This window comes from uncultured Thiodictyon sp., from assembly GCF_903828115.1.
GTDB lineage: Bacteria > Pseudomonadota > Gammaproteobacteria > Chromatiales > Chromatiaceae > Thiodictyon.
In genome coordinates this window covers 1-1,610 of sequence record NZ_CAIKKU010000649.1, presented here as the reverse complement: position 1 = coordinate 1,610, position 1,610 = coordinate 1, and the positions used below count along the sequence as shown (strand labels likewise).

3 protein-coding genes are annotated in these 1,610 nt (G+C 66.6%); all 3 read right to left on the bottom strand.

Annotated features, from left to right (window positions below; all coding sequences use genetic code 11):
- Positions 1-200 precede the first annotated feature (200 nt).
- The 3 genes from QZY48_RS24580 to QZY48_RS24570 all read right to left on the bottom strand — a co-directional run bounded on the left by QZY48_RS24580 (position 201) and on the right by QZY48_RS24570 (position 1,062).
- Entirely contained in the window at positions 201-335 is a 135-nt protein-coding gene (locus tag QZY48_RS24580; RefSeq protein WP_295436021.1) for a hypothetical protein, read from the bottom strand.
- A gap of 69 nt (positions 336-404) precedes the next feature.
- Positions 405-779 (bottom strand): hypothetical protein, encoded by a 375-nt coding sequence (locus QZY48_RS24575; RefSeq protein WP_295436020.1) that lies wholly within the window; start codon positions 777-779, stop codon positions 405-407.
- Between the two features lies 1 nt (position 780).
- Positions 781-1,062, bottom strand: coding sequence for a DUF6516 family protein (locus QZY48_RS24570; RefSeq protein WP_295436019.1), 282 nt, complete (start codon positions 1,060-1,062; stop codon positions 781-783).
- Between the last annotated feature and the right edge of the window lie 548 nt (positions 1,063-1,610).

Here is a 1,610-nt window from a genome sequence, read left to right as displayed (position 1 = left end):
GCGGGCGCCATGGCCGTTCCCTCTCCCCGGCCCTCCCCCAGAGGGGGAGGGAGATGAGGAGCGCGCTCCCGGCGCGACTTTCACGGTAAAGCGTCGGCCTCCGGTTGGGGTGTCGCGGCAACTGGAGGTCGAGGCTTCAGCCGGACCCATCATCGCGCCGACCCAGGCAGCGCACCAAGCGGGCTTCTGTTGCCTGGTGCTCAACCGGCCTCGGCATAGGGCCGCAAGACCTCGGGATGCTCGATCGCAAGCCGCGCCACCAACAGCGCACTGCCGGGCGGGGCGAAGCGCCCCTGTTCCCAGTCGCGCACGGTGCCGACCGGGGTTTGCAGCAACCGGGCACCTGAGATCGTGCAAGTATTCGCCGGATGTCAAGTGCATGGCGGTCGCGATGGCCGACCCCGCTAAGCCGCCTTGGCCCTGGCCAGGGTGACCTGGATCTGAATCTCCTCCCAGGGCACGCAGACCAGTCCCGCCGGGTCCTGCTCTACCAGCGCCAGCTCCAGAAGCTTAGCGATGTCGATCTGCACCTGGCGCGAGTCGTGCCCCAAGTGCCCGGCCAGGGTAGCGATGGAGACCGGACCCAGTCCTTTGAGCAGGTCGAGCATCGCCAGCCGCGCCGGTGTCAGCTCGTCGAAGAGCTGCGCCGCGCTGGCAAAGCCCAGTTGATAATCCGCCTCCGGCAACGTCTCGCCCGCCTGTGCCCGGCGTGCCAGGTCCGACAGCTCGGCCTTGGTCCGCGTCCAGTCCGCTACCCGCACGATCGCCTTTCTTGCCACCTCAACCTCCCAGCCGTTCCACGTCGGCGATGAAATCGGCCATCAGTCGCTCGATCGACACGAAGCCGTAGGGCACCTCCAGGTTACCGAGGTGCTTGTGATCGCCCTTGCCGCGTTCGTTGTCATAGCGCACCAGGCAGGTTCCCGCGCGTCCGCAGTAGAGCCGGTATTTGTACGGGTGACTGCAGCCCGGTACCGCTACCGGGACCTGCCAGACCACCGCCTCGACGGTCAGGCCGTTGGGCAGGATATCGCGCAGTTGGTAGATGGGGGTCGCCGGCATCGCTGCATGGTAGGCAATCGTCCGCCGTGCTGCCAGTGCCCCGCGGGTTTGAACCGGGCACCATATCCGCGGCCGTCGGGATCGAGGTCGAGCGACAAGCCGCCGTGCCGCCGCCGCAAGGCGGCGTCTGGGACCGCCGACATCCTGTCGGCCCCAGCGCGAAGCGCCGTCTCTTTTGTTGAAACAAGCGTCCCTCGGTTCTGAATGCCGCCTGCAGCGAAACCCATCGTCTGCGCTTGCACAGTCTCTCCAATGGTGTCACGCCAGTGTCAGGCGCTTTGCGCCGCGAGCGCCGTTGGCCGCACCGAGGGTTGAGTCCGTCAACACCCAGTGCCCCGGCCAACCGATTTCCTTCCCCTCCTCCCGCTAAAGCGTCGGCCTCCGGTTGGGGCGCCGCGGCGCGCGATCCCGTAGATACTCTGTTCAAGCGCAAGTCCGATTTGCCTCCGATCCGTAAATTGGCCTCATCGCTACGTGAACAGTCTCCAGCCTCCGACGAGGTTTGCAGTGCTCGGGCTGGGCCTGGTATTGGTACCCCCGGTGTCACG